General features: G+C 71.9%; 15 protein-coding genes. 1 reads left to right on the forward strand and 14 read right to left on the reverse strand.

Translation table 11 applies throughout. The features are described from left to right. Positions 1-47: 47 nt before the first annotated feature. Positions 48-677, reverse strand: a complete 630-nt coding sequence (gene pyrR, locus ACIBCJ_RS33760) for a bifunctional pyr operon transcriptional regulator/uracil phosphoribosyltransferase PyrR (protein WP_365980547.1) — start codon at positions 675-677, stop codon at positions 48-50. A gap of 297 nt (positions 678-974) precedes the next feature. Here pyrR and bldD point away from each other — a divergent pair, with 297 nt between their 5' ends. Continuing rightward, entirely contained in the window at positions 975-1,478 is a 504-nt protein-coding gene (gene bldD, locus ACIBCJ_RS33765; protein WP_007447547.1) for a transcriptional regulator BldD, read from the forward strand. 238 nt (positions 1,479-1,716) lie between these two features. Here bldD and nusB read toward each other — a convergent pair whose 3' ends face one another. From nusB to ACIBCJ_RS33830, 13 genes are all read right to left on the reverse strand, one after another. After that, complete coding sequence (nusB, locus tag ACIBCJ_RS33770; protein WP_133888126.1) at positions 1,717-2,145, reverse strand: transcription antitermination factor NusB; 429 nt, start codon at positions 2,143-2,145, stop codon at positions 1,717-1,719. A gap of 2 nt (positions 2,146-2,147) precedes the next feature. Next, a complete protein-coding gene (efp, locus tag ACIBCJ_RS33775; RefSeq protein ID WP_133888125.1) occupies positions 2,148-2,714 on the reverse strand; it encodes an elongation factor P in 567 nt (188 codons plus the stop codon). A gap of 63 nt (positions 2,715-2,777) precedes the next feature. Beyond that, on the reverse strand, positions 2,778-3,884 hold the full coding sequence (locus ACIBCJ_RS33780) for an aminopeptidase P family protein (protein WP_365980548.1): 1,107 nt from the start codon (positions 3,882-3,884) through the stop codon (positions 2,778-2,780). A gap of 196 nt (positions 3,885-4,080) precedes the next feature. Then, positions 4,081-5,001 carry a Pro-rich N-terminal domain-containing protein gene (locus ACIBCJ_RS33785; RefSeq protein WP_365980549.1) on the reverse strand — a complete coding sequence of 307 codons (921 nt, stop codon included), beginning with the start codon at positions 4,999-5,001 and terminating at the stop codon, positions 4,081-4,083. 166 nt (positions 5,002-5,167) lie between these two features. Next, positions 5,168-6,259, reverse strand: a complete 1,092-nt coding sequence (aroB, locus tag ACIBCJ_RS33790; RefSeq protein ID WP_362097029.1) for a 3-dehydroquinate synthase — start codon at positions 6,257-6,259, stop codon at positions 5,168-5,170. Next, positions 6,256-6,771, reverse strand: a complete 516-nt coding sequence (locus ACIBCJ_RS33795) for a shikimate kinase (RefSeq protein ID WP_365980550.1) — start codon at positions 6,769-6,771, stop codon at positions 6,256-6,258. The genes aroB and ACIBCJ_RS33795 overlap by 4 nt, the downstream gene beginning before the upstream one ends. Next, positions 6,768-7,952, reverse strand: coding sequence for a chorismate synthase (gene aroC / locus ACIBCJ_RS33800; protein WP_133888120.1), 1,185 nt, complete (start codon positions 7,950-7,952; stop codon positions 6,768-6,770). The genes ACIBCJ_RS33795 and aroC overlap by 4 nt, the downstream gene beginning before the upstream one ends. 173 nt (positions 7,953-8,125) lie before the next feature. After that, the gene (locus tag ACIBCJ_RS33805; protein ID WP_362512483.1) at positions 8,126-8,515 is read right to left on the reverse strand and encodes a hypothetical protein; all 390 of its coding nucleotides are present in this window, start codon (positions 8,513-8,515) and stop codon (positions 8,126-8,128) included. 47 nt (positions 8,516-8,562) lie between these two features. Next, positions 8,563-9,402: a shikimate dehydrogenase gene (locus ACIBCJ_RS33810; protein ID WP_365980551.1), complete on the reverse strand. Its 840-nt coding sequence runs from the start codon at positions 9,400-9,402 to the stop codon at positions 8,563-8,565. Further along, a complete protein-coding gene (gene mltG, locus ACIBCJ_RS33815) occupies positions 9,383-11,110 on the reverse strand; it encodes an endolytic transglycosylase MltG (RefSeq protein ID WP_365980552.1) in 1,728 nt (575 codons plus the stop codon). The genes ACIBCJ_RS33810 and mltG overlap by 20 nt, the downstream gene beginning before the upstream one ends. A gap of 128 nt (positions 11,111-11,238) precedes the next feature. Next, positions 11,239-11,703, reverse strand: coding sequence for a Holliday junction resolvase RuvX (gene ruvX / locus ACIBCJ_RS33820; RefSeq protein WP_362097414.1), 465 nt, complete (start codon positions 11,701-11,703; stop codon positions 11,239-11,241). Positions 11,704-11,738: 35 nt separating this feature from the next. Beyond that, a complete protein-coding gene (gene alaS, locus ACIBCJ_RS33825) occupies positions 11,739-14,411 on the reverse strand; it encodes an alanine--tRNA ligase (protein ID WP_362097045.1) in 2,673 nt (890 codons plus the stop codon). Continuing rightward, entirely contained in the window at positions 14,411-14,773 is a 363-nt protein-coding gene (locus tag ACIBCJ_RS33830) for a hypothetical protein (protein WP_362097048.1), read from the reverse strand. Before ACIBCJ_RS33830 ends, alaS begins: the two co-directional genes overlap by 1 nt. Positions 14,774-14,778 lie beyond the last annotated feature (5 nt).

Raw genomic sequence — 14,778 nt, forward strand, 5'->3', positions numbered from 1 at the left:
GGCGCGCCGAGCGGGCGTACGGCACGGGTGGGCGCGTACGCGGGGTGTTACGGGTGGGCGCCCGGGGCGTCCGGCTTGACGCCGAGCAGCACGGTGTCGCGACCGTCCTCCTCGGCGAGCTGGACCTTGACCGCTTCCCGCAGCGACGTGGGGAGGTTCTTGCCGACGTAGTCGGCGCGGATGGGCAGCTCGCGGTGGCCCCGGTCGACGAGGACGGCGAGCTGCACCGCGCGCGGGCGGCCGATGTCGTTGAGCGCGTCGAGGGCGGCGCGGATGGTGCGGCCGGAGAAGAGCACGTCGTCGACGAGGACGACGAGGCGGCCGTCGATGCCGTCACCGGGGATCTCGGTGCGGGCCAGGGCGCGCGGGGGGTGCATGCGCAGGTCGTCGCGGTACATGGTGATGTCGAGCGAGCCGACCGGCATCTTGCGCTCGGTGATCTGCTCCAGCTTGTCGGCGAGCCGCCGGGCGAGGAAGACGCCGCGGGTCGGAATGCCGAGGAGCACCACGTCGTCGGCGCCCTTGGCGCGTTCGACGATCTCGTGGGCGATACGGGTCAGCACCCGCGCGATGTCGGGTCCTTCCAGCACGGGCCGGGCCTCGGACTGCGTGCCCGACTGCCCGTCGCTCTGCGCGCCGCCGAGCCTGTCCTGCTGCTTGCCTTGTTGCTTGTCCATACGAAACGGACCCCCTTCTCCGCCTCACGGGACGGACCTTAAAGGACGTCGGATATGCGCCACCTACGCTACCAGGCCCACAGGACCGGGTCGGCGACCCCCCTGACACTCCCGCGTCACTCTTTCGCCGCACCGCGGCCACCCGTTCGGAGCAACGGAGAGCGAATACCACGGAAGCGTCGGTGCGGACCATTCGGCTTGACGCAGGAGAGTAACGCTGCGTAACCTCACAGTGAGTTACCAGCCGCGCGGCCGACATCAGAGCCTGCCGCGTCGACACCTTGTCCGGGGAGCCATATGTCCAGCGAATACGCCAAACAGCTCGGGGCCAAGCTCCGGGCCATCCGCACCCAGCAGGGCCTTTCCCTCCACGGTGTCGAGGAGAAGTCCCAGGGCCGCTGGAAGGCCGTGGTGGTCGGTTCGTACGAGCGCGGCGACCGTGCCGTGACCGTGCAGCGCCTCGCCGAGCTGGCGGATTTCTACGGCGTCCCCGTACAGGAGCTGCTGCCGGGCACCACTCCGGGCGGAGCCGCCGAGCCGCCGCCGAAGCTGGTCCTGGACCTGGAGCGGCTGGCCACCGTGCCCGCCGAGAAGGCCGGCCCGCTCCAGCGGTACGCGGCCACGATCCAGTCGCAGCGCGGTGACTACAACGGCAAGGTGCTCTCGATCCGCCAGGACGACCTGCGCACGCTCGCCGTCATTTACGACCAGTCGCCCTCCGTCCTCACCGAGCAGCTGATCAGCTGGGGCGTGCTGGACGCGGACGCACGCCGCGCGGTGGCCTCCCACGAGGAGCTCTGAGCCTCTGCCGCCTCAGCAGAAACGTGCCGCCGGGGGGGGGGGGGGGGGGGGGGGGGGGGGGGGGGGCCCCCCCCCCCCCCGGCGGTTTTTGATGCGTAGGTGCGGCGCCCCGTGAGGGGCGCGGTGCTGTGCCGATCTTGCGGCTACCGCCGCGTGGGCGCGACCAGCCACGGACGACCCGCAGCCGCTCCCCCACCGCACCCCTACGGCGCCGCGTCTCTCCGCAAGCCCTGCGGAGCTACTCGCGGCGCAGTGAGGGCTTCAGGTCCTTCAGCCGGCCCAGCAGGCCGTTGACGAACGCGGGCGAGTCGTCCGTGGAGAACTCCTTCGCCAACTGCACCATCTCGTCCAGGACGACGGCGTCCGGGGTCGCGTCGACCCAGATCAGCTCGTACGCGCCCAGGCGCAGGATGTTGCGGTCGACGACCGGCATGCGGTCGAGCGTCCAGTCGACGGAGTACTGCGCGATCAGCTCGTCGATGCGCGCGGCGCGCTCGGCGTAGCCCTCGACCAGCTCCATCGTGTACTCGCTCACCGGCGGCTGCCGGGTGTCGGACCGGGAGTGCCGGACCCAGTCGGCGAGCACCGTCAGGACGTCGGCGCCGCGCTGATCGCCCTCGAAGAGGATCTGGAAGGCGCGCTTGCGGGCCGTGTTGCGAGCAGCCACGGTTAGCTGTTCACCCGGCCGAGGTAGCTGCTGTCGCGGGTGTCGACCTTGATCTTCTCACCGGTGGTGATGAAGAGCGGGACGTTGATCTGGTGACCGGTCTCCAGCGTGGCCGGCTTGGTGCCGCCCGTGGAGCGGTCGCCCTGGACGCCCGGCTCGGTCTCCTGGATGGTCAGCTCGACGGCGGCAGGCAGCTCGACGAAGAGGACCTCGCCCTCGTGCTGCGCGACGGTGGCCTCGAAGCCCTCGATGAGGAAGTTGGCGGCGTCGCCGACGACCTTGCGGTCGATCATCAGCTGGTCGTACGTCTCCATGTCCATGAAGACGAAGTAGTCGCCGTCCATGTAGGAGAACTGCATGTCACGCTTGTCGACAGTGGCCGTCTCGACCTTGACGCCGGCGTTGAAGGTCTTGTCGACCACCTTGCCGGAAAGCACGTTCTTCAGCTTGGTGCGCACGAAGGCCGGGCCCTTGCCGGGCTTGACGTGCTGGAACTCGACGACGGACCAGAGCTGGCCGCCTTCGAGCTTGAGCACCAGGCCGTTCTTGAGGTCGTTCGTGGAAGCCACGGTTGCGGAATCTCCTGGACTGGACTGACGTGGACGACCCGGGAGCGTACGCACAGCGCGAGGCTAGAGCGCGAGCAGCTCCTTGGTCGTGATGGTGAGTAGCTCGGGTCCGCCGTCCGCCTCGGGGCGCACGACGAGCGTGTCATCGATCCGGACCCCGCCCCGGCCCGGGAGGTGGACCCCCGGTTCGACGGTGACCGGCACACAAGCGTCCAGTTTACCCATGGCCGCGGGGGCCAGTTGCGGGTCCTCGTCGATTTCGAGTCCGACCCCGTGACCGGTGAGGGCCGGAAGGTTCTCCGCGTACCCCGCGGAGTCCAGTGCCTGGCGGGCGGCGCGGTCCACATCACGGCAGGCGGCACCGGGTACGAGGGCCTCACGCCCGGCCCGCTGGGCGGAGAAGACGAGGTCGTACAGCTCGATCTGCCAGTCGGCCGGCGAGGTGCCGATCACGAACGTGCGGCCGATCTCGCAGCGGTAGCCGCGGTACGTCGCGCCCAGGCACACGGAGAGGAAGTCGCCCTCCTCCACCCGCCGGTCGGTGGGCCGGTGGCCCCGGCGTCCCGAGTTGGGGCCGGTGCCCACGGAGGTGGGGAAGGCGGGGCCGTCGGCGCCGTGGTCGACGAGGCGGCGCTCCAGCTCCAGGGCGAGGTGCCGTTCGGTACGGCCGACCAGGATGGATTCCAGCAGTTCGCCGAGGGCCTGGTCGGCGATCTCGGCGCCGATGCGCAGGCAGGAGATCTCCTCCTCGTCCTTGACCACCCGGAGCTGCTCGACGGCCTGTCCGAGGTCGGTCAGACGCAGCCGGGGCGCGACCGAGCCCATGGACCGGTGCCGGACCACGGTGAGGTGGTGGTCCTCCGTGGCGAGGGACTCGGCGCCCTGTTCCGCGGCGAGTCCGGTGGCCGTGACGGCCGGATCACCGCCCGGTCCCGGCAGTGTCCGTACCGGCAGCGTCTCGTCGGGACGGCCCTGCGTGGGCCGGTCGTCCGGGGGGCCCGAGCAGACCAGCAGGTCCTCGGTCCTGCCGAGCAGCAGTACGGCGCCGTGCGGGGCGGCACCCGCGAGATAGCGCACGTTGGCGGGGCGGGAGACGAGCGCCGCCGCGCTGCCGCCCGCGTTGCAGCGTTCCCGTAGGCGCGTCCGGCGGGCCGCGTAGACCTCTGACATGAGCCGAGCGTATGGCTCCGCCGGTGGGGGCGCCGCTTGGGTGGGCCGAGTGGGCGGGGGCGAGGGATGCGGGGTGCGGGGTGGCGCTTCCTGTCGTGTGGCGGCCGACCGTCGGTGGGGGCTGGTCGCGCCCCCGCGGCGGAGCCGCATGTCGATGCAGTCCCGCCCCTTCGGGGGCGCTGCCCCCTACCGGTGTCTACCAGTTCGGGGGGCTGGCCATCGAGCGGGAGAGGACCTCGTCGAGGAGCTGGGCGGTTTCCGGGACGTCGAGTTGGGAGTTGTCGATGATGGGGAGGCCGGAGCCGTACCAGCCCGCCATGCGGCCGTGGATGCGGGCGACCTCCTCGTCGGTGAGGCGCCGGTTGCCGCTGCGCTCGGCGTTGCGCTCCAGGACGATGTCCAGGCCCGGCAGCAGGACGACCGGCAGCAGACCGGGGCCCACGTGCCGCTTCCAGCCGCCGAGGCCGACGACCGGGCGGTCCGGGAAGACCGCGTCGTCGAGGATGCAGGAGATCCCGTTGGCCAGGAAGTTGCGCGCGGAGAAGCCGCAGGTGCGACGGGCGAGGCGGTACTGCGCCTCCGAGTGCTCGTTCCACCCGGTCTGGGGGTCGGCGAAGCCGGAGCGGACCCACTCACGGACGTCGTCGAGGCTGATGTGCGCGGTGGGGACCCGGCGGTGCTCCGCCCAGTACTTGGCCACGCTGGTCTTGCCCGCGCCCGCGGGGCCGATGAGCAGCACCGCGAGCGTGGTCGTGGTGGGGTCGGGCGCGGCGGCCGTGGCGGGCGGCACGCTGGGCACGGCCACCGGACCGCCGGGCGGCAGCGAGAGGTGGCCGGTGGAGTCCGGCGGGGGCGGCGCGGGGGCCGGCTGGCGGTGCCCGGGCGCGGGGGCCGACTGGTGCGGGCCGGGAACGGGTCCCGGGTGCGGACCCGGAACGGCCCCCGGGTGCGGGGCCGGGGCCTGCCGCGGCGCCATGGGGTGGCCGGGCGCGGGAGGCGGTACGGGGGCGGGCCCTTGGGGCGGGCCGGGGTGGTGTGCGGCCGGGGACCAGCCGAGGGCCGGTCCGTGCCCCGTCTGGTGGGGCGGCGGCAGCGGAGAACCCACTGGGTGTTGCATCCGGTGCCACTCCGTCTCGTGCAGGCGATGGGCGCTGGCGGCGGGAGGGGGCCCGCCGTCCTGCTACCGAACGGTACCGCCCCCGGCCGTCGTTTGGTGAACGGCCGGGGGCGGCCCGAAGTGCCCGTCCGGCAGCGCGAATCGGGCGGAAGGGCCCAGCCGGGTACTACTCGCCCACCTCGCCGTAGGCGGCGAGGAGGACGGCCGGGTCGGGGCCCTCCAGGACGGTGGGCTTGGCGAGGCCGTCCAGGACGATGAAGCGCAACAGGTCGCCGCGCGACTTCTTGTCGACCTTCATGTTCTCGACGAGCTTGGGCCACTGGTCGTAGCGGTAGTGCAGCGGCAGCCCGACGGCTTCCAGGATGCTGCGGTGGCGGTCGGCGGTGGCGTCGTCCAGCCGGCCGGCCAGGCGGCCCAGTTCGGCGGCGAAGTGCATGCCGACGGAGACGGCGGCGCCGTGCCGCCACTTGTACCGCTCGTTCTTCTCGATGGCGTGGCCGAGGGTGTGGCCGTAGTTGAGGATCTCCCTGAGGCCCGCTTCCTTCAGGTCGGAGGAGACGACCTCGGCCTTGACCTTGATGGAGCGCACGATCAGCTCGGCGGTGTGCGGTCCGGCCGGGGTGCGCGCGGCCTGCGGGTCGGACTCGATCAGGTCGAGGATCACCGGGTCGGCGATGAAGCCGGCCTTGATGACCTCGGCCAGGCCCGAGACGTAGTCGTTGACCGGGAGGGAGTCCAGGGCGGCCAGGTCGCACAGGACGCCGGCCGGCGGATGGAAGGAGCCGACGAGGTTCTTGCCCTCGGCGGTGTTGATGCCGGTCTTGCCGCCGACGGCCGCGTCCACCATGGCCAGCACGGTGGTGGGGACGGCGATCCAGCGCACCCCGCGCAGCCAGGTCGCGGCCACGAACCCGGCCAGGTCGGTGCTGGCCCCGCCGCCGACCCCGACGACGACGTCGGTCCGCGTGAACCCGGACTGGCCGAGCGCCTTCCAGCAGTACGCGGCGACCTCGGCGGTCTTGGCCTCCTCGGCGTTGGGCACCTGGATGGCGATCGCCTCGTAGCCCTGCTCGGCGAGGTCGGCGCGCAGCGCGTCACCGGTCTCGGCGAGCGCCTCGGGGTGGATCACCGCGACCCGCTTCGCCCTGCTGCCGATCAGGCCGCCCAGCTCACCGAGGAGCTGCCGGCCGACCAGGACCTCGTAGGGGTCGGACCCGGCGCTGCCGCCGATGGGGATCCGGGTGACTTCCTCGCTCATGCTTCTTTCCACTCCACTGCGTCCAGGGCGGCTTCGGCCACTTCCTCCGGCGTGCGGCCGTCGGTGGCCACGACGGCCGTGGCGACCTCCTCGTAGAGGTGCCGGCGGGCCTCCATCAGTTCGCGCCACTGCTTGCGCGGGTTGACCGCCAGCAGCGGACGGGCCACGTTCAGGCCGGTGCGCCTGACCGCCTCCTCCACGTCCATCGAGAGGTAGACGACCCGCTGTCCGGCGAGCAGCGCACGCGTGTCCGCGTCCAGGACCGCGCCGCCGCCGAGGGCGAGGACGCCGTCGTGCCGGGCGAGCGCGGTGCGCACCGCCTCCTTCTCCAGGGCCCGGAAGACGGCCTCGCCCTCGTCCACGAAGATCTCGGCGATGGTCCGCCCCTGGGCGGCGACGATGTCCTCGTCCGTGTCCCGGTAGCCGGTACCCAGCCGCTCGGCGAGCAGCTGCCCGACGGTGGACTTGCCCACGCCCATCGGCCCGACCAGGACGATCACCGGTGCGCTCATCGGATGGCCAGGTTGTCGAGGTAGGAGCGCACGTTGCGGCGGGTCTCGGCGACGCTGTCGCCGCCGAACTTCTCCGCCACCGCGTCGGCGAGGACCAGGGCCACCATGGCCTCGGCGACGATCCCGGCGGCCGGCACCGCGGAGACGTCGGAGCGCTGGTGGTGCGCCTGCGCGGCCTCGCCGGTGGTCACGTCCACGGTCTTGAGGGCGCGCGGCACGGTCGCGATCGGCTTCATCGCGGCGCGCACCCGCAGCAGCTCACCGGTGGTGAGGCCGCCCTCGGTGCCGCCGGAGCGGCCGGAGACACGGCGGATGCCGTCGGGCGTGCTCACGATCTCGTCGTGGGCCTGCGAGCCGGGCACCCGGGCCAGCTCGAAGCCGTCACCGATCTCGACGCCCTTGATCGCCTGGATGCCCATGAGGGCGCCGGCGAGTCGCGCGTCGAGCTTGCGGTCCCAGTGGACGTGGGAACCGAGGCCCACGGGCACGCCGTACGCGAGGATCTCGACGACACCGCCGAGGGTGTCGCCGTCCTTGTGGGCCTGGTCGATCTCGGCGACCATCGCCTCCGAGGCGTCGGCGTCCAGGCAGCGCACGGGGTCGGCGTCCAGCCGCTCGACGTCGTCCGGCGTCGGGTACACGCCGAGCGGCGCCTTCGCCGAGGCCAGCTCGACGACGTGGCTGACGATCTCGACGCCGGTCGTCTCCTTCAGGTACGACCGGGCCACCGCGCCCAGCGCGACGCGGGCGGCCGTCTCACGGGCCGAGGCGCGCTCCAGGACCGGGCGGGCCTCGTCGAAGCCGTACTTCTGCATCCCGGCGAGGTCAGCGTGGCCGGGTCGCGGCCGGGTCAGCGGGGCGTTGCGCGCGAGGCCGGCCAGCACCTCCGGGTCCACCGGGTCGGCGGCCATGACCTGCTCCCACTTGGGCCACTCCGTGTTGCCGACCATGACGGCGACCGGGGAACCCATGGTCAGGCCGTGCCGGACGCCACCGAGGAAGGTGACCTCGTCACGCTCGAACTTCATCCGCGCGCCGCGACCGTAGCCGAGCCGCCGCCTCGCCAGGTGGTCCGCCACCATGTCGGTGGTGATCGGCACGCCGGCGGGCAGTCCCTCCAGCGTCGCCACGAGTGCGGGACCGTGGGACTCCCCCGCGGTCAGCCAGCGCAACCTGCTCAACGGTGCTCCTCAGTGCTCGCGCCCCGGTATTGCCCCGCGTACGCGCCTTCTCCGCGTGCGCGACGGTCCGGCCGGGTGCGCGGCCCCGGCCCGCCGCCTTCGATCCTCCCACGTCCGGCTGCCGGGACCGGCCGCCGGTCCATCTGACGGACGGGCGGCCGGCTCCGACGGTGTCAGGCGGGCGGGTTGCCCCGCTGCTGCGCGGGAGCGTACGACCCGAGGAAGTCCGCACCGCTCTCCTGCCGCCGGTCCGGGGCGTAGGGGCCGAGGAAGTCGGCGCCGCTCCGGGCCGGCCGCGGCGGCTGCTGCGGGGCGTAGGGGCCCGGATCGCCGGCGCCGGTGCCCTGGCCGTGCGGCGCCGCCCCCGGCAGCGCCTGCCCGGCGCGGCGGGCACGCCGCCGGGCGATCCCGCGCCGCGCCTTGACCACCCAGCTCGCGACGACGGCGAGCACGATCAGGGCGAGCACCGTGATCTGCACCCAGTCGGGCAGGAAACCCAGTACGGCCTCGAAGATCTGGCTCTTGGCCGAGGCCAGCGGTACGCCCGCGGTCCCTGTGTCCATGGTTCGTCTTCCCCTCCCGTCCCGCCCCCTGCGGAACCGGAGGGATCTTAGCGATCGGCGAGCGCGCGCTCCCCCGCTTTTCGCATCGCGGCCAGCGGGGCGGGGGCCCGGCCGGTCATCCGCTCCACCTGGAGCACCGCCTGGTGGAGCAGCAGGTCGAGGCCGCTGACGACGGCACCGCCGTACGCCGACCAGCGGGCGGCGAGCGCGGTGGGCCAGGGGTCGTAGAGCACGTCGAACAGGGTGGCCGGCCGCTCGGGGACGGCGGCGGCCAGGGCGTCGGTGGCGCCGGCCGGGGTGGTGGCCACGACCAGGGGCGCGTGCAGCGCCTGCGCGGCGTCGGCCCAGTCCGCGAGGCGCACGTCGACGTCGAGCCGCTGCGCCCAGCCCCGCATCTCGGCGGCGCGTGCCGCGCTGCGCACGTAGACGGTGATCTCGCCGGTGCAGATCCGGGCCAGCGCGGCCAGCGCGGAGGAGGCGGTGGCGCCGGCGCCGAGGACCGCGGCGGTCTCGGCCTTCTCGACGCCGTGTTCGCGCAGGGCGGCGACGATGCCGGGGATGTCGGTGTTGTCGCCGGTCCTGCGGCCGTCCTCGGCGAGGACGACGGTGTTCACCGCGTCCACGGAGGCGGCCGTCTCGCTGATCGAGTCGAGCAGCGGGATCACCGCGCGCTTGAGCGGCATGGTCAGCGACAGCCCGGCCCACTCGGGACCCAGTTCCCGGAAGAAGCCGGGCAGCGCCGCCTCGTCGACGTCGAAGCGGTCGTACGTCCACTGGGCGAGGCCCAGCTCCGCGTAGGCGGCGCGGTGCAGCACCGGAGAGAGGGAGTGGGCGATCGGGGAGCCGAGCACGGCGGCCCGGCACCGGTCAGTCGCCGGAACTGGCATCGAACTTGTCCTTCAGCTTCAGGAACTCGTCGTGGGTCTTGGCGAACTCGGTCTTGTCCACGCCGTCGGTGGCCACGAAGTAGATCCAGCCGTCCTGCGTGGGGTCGAGCGCCGCCTGAAGGGCCTCGTCGCCGGGGTTGCCGATCGGGCCGGGCGGCAGTCCACGGTTGGTGTAGGTGTTGTACGGGTCCATGTTGCTGTTGATCTCGGACTCGCTGATGTGGATCTTGCTCTGGCCCATCAGGTAGTTGAACGTCGAGTCGAACTGGAGCTTCTGGTTCGTCTCGGTGTTGGACTCCTTGAGCCGGTTGTAGATGACCTCGGCCATCTTGCGGAAGTCGTCGTGGGTCTTGCCCTCCGCCTGCACCAGGCTCGCGGCGGTGAGCAGCTCCCACGGGCCCTTGAGGCCGAGCCCTTCCGCCTTCCCCTCCAGACCGATCTTCTCGTACTGCTCGTTGGCACGTGCCACCATCTGCTTGAGCACGTCCTCGGGCTTCTGCCCCTTGGCCGCCGAGTAGCTGGACGGGTAGAGGAAGCCCTCCAGGGGATCCTTGACGCCCTTGTGGTTCAGCGCCCACTCGGGCAGCCCGAGGCTCTTGTACTCGGACTTGGCGACGTCGGCGGTGGTGCCCGCCTTCACCCCGAGGCGCTTGTCGATGAGCTCGTAGACGGCGGCGTTGCGCTTGCCCTCGGCGATGATCAGGTTGCTGCGGCTCTTGGGGCTGAGCAGGAGTTCGACCGCGCTCTCGGCCGACATCTCCTTCTGCAGCGTGTACACGCCGTCCTGGATGCTCTTGCCGCGGGGGTTGCTCTGCTGGGCGGCGATGAAGGCGTCGACGCTCTTCACCACGCCCTGCCGCTTGAGTTCCTGGCCGATCGTGGAGCCGCCGGCACCCTTGGGGATGGTGACGGTCACCTGTTCGCCGTTGCCACCGCCCGCGTAGTCCGGGGCCGAGCCGAAACGATCCTGGTAGAACTGGTAGCCGAAATATCCGACCCCCGCCACGCCGCCGCCGAGCACCAGGCAGACCACCAGGCAGGCGCATCCGCTGCGGCGCTTCTTGGGCTTGCCGCCGCCGCGGCTCCTGCGCTCCTGGCGACCGTCGCGGCCCGCGTCCGCCGCGTCGTCGTCGTCCGCACCGGCGAAGAAGGCGTGCTCCCCCTCGTCGGGTCCCGGGTCCCAGTCGGTGCGCTGCGGCTCGGGCTCGGCGCGCCTGCGGGTGGGCGGCTCCGGCGGCGGGTACGCCTCGGGAGTGCCGTAGAAGTCGGGCTGCTCGGCGCCGTAGCCGCCGGCCTGCTGTCCGTAGGGGTCGGACGGGTCGGCCAGGTAATGCGCCTGGGGCTGCGCGCCGCCGCCCCAGCCGTCGTAGCCCTGCTGCGGCTGCGTCTGGGGGGCGTACTGCTGCTGTCCGTGCTGCTGACCGTGCGGCTGGTCGTACTGCTGTCCGTACTGCTGGTCGTACTGCGGCTCGGAGTTCTGGTGACCGTACTGGTCGTACTGGGGCTGCCCGCCGCCGTACGGCGACTGGCCGTCGCTCCAGTCGCCGTAGCCCTGCTGCGCCTGCTGCTCGGGATACTGCTGCGGCCGGCCGTCGTAGGGGGACTGCTGACCGGCGTGGGCCTGCTGCGCGCCCCATCCGCCGTCCCCGTACAACGGGTCCTCCGGATGCCACGGTTCGGAGCCTGGGCCCCGGCCATACTCAGTCATCGATCCCCTAGAGCCGCGAGGCGACGGGGGGCGCGGCCTGTGCCGAAGGGCCTGCTTCCGTTCCGCCTCTTGCTGTGCGGTGGCTGTTCGAATGCCTCCGCATCGCGCGGAACGTTACCGTATCGCGATCAGATGACCACTTCGACGCCCTCGCCGGGTGGCCCCCCTGACACCCGTTCGGATTCGAGTGCCTGCTGGAGGATGATCACAGCGGCGGCCTGGTCGATGACGGACCGGCCCTTCTTGGACCTCACTCCCGAGGCGCGCAGCCCCTGACTGGCGGTGACCGTCGTCATCCGCTCGTCGACGAGCCGGACGGGGACCGGTGCGACACCGCGCGCCAGCTCCTGCGCGAAGCTCCTGACCTTGACCGCGGCCGGACCCTCGCCCCCCTTGAGGGAGCGGGGCAGGCCGACGACGATCTCGATCGGCTCGTACTCCTCGACCAGCTGCCGAAGGCGCCGGTGCGCCGCGGGGACGTCGCGTCCGGGAACCGTCTCCACCGGGGTGGCGAGGATCCCGTCGGGGTCGCAGGACGCGACCCCGATGCGGGCGTCGCCGACGTCGACGGCCAGGCGGCGGCCGCGGCGCATCACCGGGCCGTCCGCCGGGTCGTTCTCGGGCGTGCTCACTTGGCGGTGTCCGCCACGAGGCGCTCGACGGCGTCGACCGCGTCGCCGACGGCGGCCGGGTTCTGGCCGCCGCCCTGGGCGACGTCCGGCTTGCCGCCACCGCCGCCGCCGAGGGTCTTGGCGGCGGCGCGCACCAGGTCACCGGCCTTGAGGCCGCGCTCGCGAGCGGCCTCGTTGGTGGCGATGACCGTGAGGGGCTTGCCGTTCACCGTGGTGAACAGGGCCACGACCGCGGCCCGGCCGCCCTGGATGCGGCCGCGCACGTCGAGGACCAGCTTGCGCAGGTCGTCGGCGGTGGTGCCGTCCGGCACCTGCCCGGTCACCAGGGCGACGCCGCGCACGTCCTTGGCCGAGTCGGCGAGACCGCCGGCGGCCTGGAGGACCTTCTCGGCGCGGAACTTCTCGATCTCCTTCTCGGCGTCCTTGAGCTTGCCGAGCATCGCCGAGACCTTCTCCGGCAGCTCCTCCGGACGGCCCTTGATCAGCTCCTGGAGCTGGGCGACGACCGTGTGCTCACGGGCGAGGAAGTTGTAGGCGTCGACGCCGACCAGCGCCTCGATGCGGCGCACACCGGAGCCGATGGACGACTCGCCGAGCAGCTTGACCAGGCCGAGCTGGGCGGTGTTGTGCACGTGGGTGCCGCCGCACAGCTCCTTGGAGAAGTCGCCGATGGTGACGACGCGCACGCGCTCGCCGTACTTCTCGCCGAACTCGGCGATGGCGCCCTGCTTCTTGGCCTCGTCGATGCCCATGACGTCGGCGCGCACGTCGAGGTCGCGGGCGAGCACCGCGTTGATCTTCTGCTCGACGTCGGTCATGACGGCCGTCGGCACGGCGGACGGCGAACCGAAGTCGAACCGGAAACGGCCGGGCTGGTTCTCGGACCCGGCCTGCGCGGCCGTCGGACCGAGGGCGTCGCGCAGCGCCTGGTGGGTGAGGTGGGTGGCCGAGTGGGCGCGGGCGATGGCCTTGCGGCGGCGGTCGTCGATGGACGCCTGGGCCTTGGCCCCGACGGTGACCTCGCCAACCTGGACGACGCCCTTGTGCACGTACACGCCCGGGACCGGCTTCTGGCAGTCGCGGATCTCGATGACGGCGCCGGTGTCGACCTTGATCCGGCCCGTGTCGCCGATCTGGCCGCCGCCCTCGGCGTAGAACGGGGTGCGGTCCAGGACGATCTCGACCTCGTCGCCCTCGGTGGCGGCCGGCGAGGAGGTGCCGTCGACGAGGATGCCGACGATCGTGGACTCGCTCTCGGTGTCGGTGTAGCCGACGAAGTCGGTGGCACCCGCCTTGTCGGCGATCTCCCGGTAGGCGCCGGCGCCGGCGTGACCGGTCTTCTTGGCCTGGGCATCGGCCTTGGCGCGCTCCCGCTGCTCCTTCATCAGGCGGCGGAAGCCGTCCTCGTCCACGGAGAGCCCCTGCTCGGCGGCCATCTCCAGGGTGAGGTCGATCGGGAAGCCCCAGGTGTCGTGGAGCAGGAACGCCTTGTCGCCGGCGAGGACGGTGCCACCGGCGGCCTTGGTGTCGGTGACCGCGGTGTCCAGGATGTTGGTGCCGGCCTTCAGCGTCTTGAGGAACGCGTTCTCCTCGGCGAGGGCGACCTTCTCGATCCGCTCGCGGTCGGTGACCAGCTCGGGGTACTGCTGCCCCATCATGCCGATCACGACGTCGATCAGGTCCTTGACGACCGGACCGGTGGCGCCGAGCAGGCGCATGTTGCGGATGGCACGGCGCATGATGCGGCGCAGCACGTAGCCGCGGCCCTCGTTGCCGGGGGTGACGCCGTCGCCGATGAGCATCACGGAGGTGCGCATGTGGTCGGTGACCACACGCAGCGAGACGTCCGAGGCCTGGGCGTCGCCGTAGGCCACGCCGGTCAGTTCGGTGGCCTTCCTGATGACGGCCATGGAGGTGTCGATCTCGTACATGTTCTGCACGCCCTGCAGAATCATGGCGAGGCGTTCCAGGCCGAGGCCGGTGTCGATGTTCTTGCTCGGCAGCTCGCCGAGGATCTCGAACTCCTCCTTGCCGATGCCCTCGCCCCGCTCGTACTGCATGAAGACGAGGTTCCAGATCTCCACGTACCGCTCGTCGTTGACGGCGGGGCCGCCCTCGACGCCGAACTCGGGGCCGCGGTCGTAGTTGATCTCGGAGCAGGGGCCGCAGGGGCCGGGGACGCCCATGGACCAGTAGTTGTCCTTCTTGCCGAGGCGCTGGATGCGCTCGGAGGGAACGCCCACGACGTCGTGCCAGATGCGCTCGGCCTCGTCGTCGTCCTGGTAGACGGTGATCCACAGCCGCTCGGGGTCGAGGCCGTAACCGCCCTTGTCCTGGGGGCTGGTGAGCAGCTCCCAGGCGTACTTGATGGCGCCTTCCTTGAAGTAGTCGCCGAAGGAGAAGTTGCCGCACATCTGGAAGAACGTGCCGTGCCTGGTGGTCTTGCCGACCTCTTCGATGTCCGGCGTGCGCACGCACTTCTGGACGCTGGTGGCACGGTCGAAGGGCGGCTTGACCTCACCCAGGAAGTAGGGCTTGAAGGGCACCATGCCGGCCGGGACGAGGAGCAGAGTCGGGTCGTCCGCGATGAGCGACGCCGAAGGGACGACGGTGTGACCGCGCTCCTCGAAGAAGCTCAACCAGCGGCGACGAATCTCGGCCGACTCCATCAGTGGTCCTCATTCCGGTTGTGCGAGTGCGTCGTCCTGTCGTCGACGACGTACTTCGGGTTGTCGCTGTTGCGGTTCTCGATGGCGTGGTGGCGCCGGGGCGCGGGGAGTTCCCGGTCGACGGGGGCGTTCAGGCCCAGCGCGTCGTCCAGTTCGGCCTCCCGCTGGGCCATGTTGTCGCGGACGTCGAGTGCGAAACCCACCGCGCGCTCCTTGACCCTCGCGCCCACGTCGAGCGCCTTGTTCGCCGCGGTGGCGGCGAGGCTGTCCGGGGTGAGCTGCTTGAGCTTCCGGTTGACCTTGGTGGTGGCCCAGACACCGGCGGCCATGCCGGTGCCGAACCAGAACGTACGGCGGAACATCGCTC

It is taken from the genome of Streptomyces sp. NPDC051136 (assembly GCF_044455745.1).
Lineage (GTDB): Bacteria > Actinomycetota > Actinomycetes > Streptomycetales > Streptomycetaceae > Streptomyces.